Origin of the sequence: Microbacterium sp. BF1 (genome assembly GCF_019279095.1) — a bacterium.
Classification (GTDB): domain Bacteria; phylum Actinomycetota; class Actinomycetes; order Actinomycetales; family Microbacteriaceae; genus Microbacterium; species Microbacterium maritypicum.
On record NZ_JAGYWT010000740.1, the window covers coordinates 1 to 827 of the forward strand.

The window sequence follows — 827 nt, forward strand, 5'->3', positions numbered from 1 at the left end:
CGCGACCATCGCCGGGTTCGCACCCCGCTCTCCGGCCGATGCCGTCGACGACCTCGGTGCACTGCTGCGGCTGGTCGGAGCGGTGGCGTGACCGCCGGGGCCGACTGGCGAACGCGAGCCGATGAGATCCTCGCTCGTGGACGACGATTCGACCGCCGCATCCCGTCCTTCCTGCTGCGCTCTCCGGTGAGCAGGCTCGGCTACCTCTGGGGCACGGCCGTCGGCTGGGTGTGGGGATCCCTGTGGAGCACCGGCCCCGTCGAGCGGCGTGCCGGACTGTGGATCTTCCAGGGCATGCCGAGCTGGACCTTCAACCGCGGAGGAGTGTGCGTCGGCGGCTGCTTCCTGACCGGTGACAGCCGTCCCAGCGAGGCGGTGCTCCGTCACGAGGCTGTGCACAAGGCGCAGTGGCTCCGCTACGGCTTCCTGATGCCCGTTCTCTACCTGTTCGCCGGCCGAGACCCGCTGCGCAACCGCTTCGAGATCGAAGCGGGGCTGGAGGACGGAAACTACGTGCGACGCACGCGCCGATAGATCGCGGCCGTCCGCGAGACGCACCGCAGCTCACAGCACCGCGTTCAGGAGGACCATCGCTGCGCGCGAACGCGGATCGGCAGAGGCCGTGTCAGTGTTCGACGGGCAGCAGGCCGAAGCGCTCGGGAGCATGGATGAGCGCCGGCGAGATCTCCAACGAGGTCGTCAGGTGCTCGACGATGTCTGCCGTGCCCAGGTAGCCGCCCAGCAGGGTGACGTGGGTCTCGATCTCGTCGTCGCACATCATCTCGTCGGCCCACGCACAGGTCGCGCGCGCCAGCGCCTGGCCCGGT

1 protein-coding gene and 1 pseudogene are annotated in these 827 nt (G+C 69.6%); one reads left to right on the plus strand and one right to left on the minus strand.

Annotation, left to right across the window (positions count from 1 at the left end):
• The first annotated feature begins 87 nt into the window (after positions 1–87).
• Positions 88–534, plus strand: coding sequence for a hypothetical protein (locus KZA10_RS16450; RefSeq protein ID WP_055869048.1), 447 nt, complete (start codon positions 88–90; stop codon positions 532–534).
• Positions 535–625: 91 nt separating this feature from the next.
• On the opposite strand, the pseudogene KZA10_RS16455 reads toward KZA10_RS16450, so the two are convergent.
• Positions 626–827 (minus strand): annotated as a pseudogene (locus KZA10_RS16455) (phage tail protein); the annotation flags it as partial.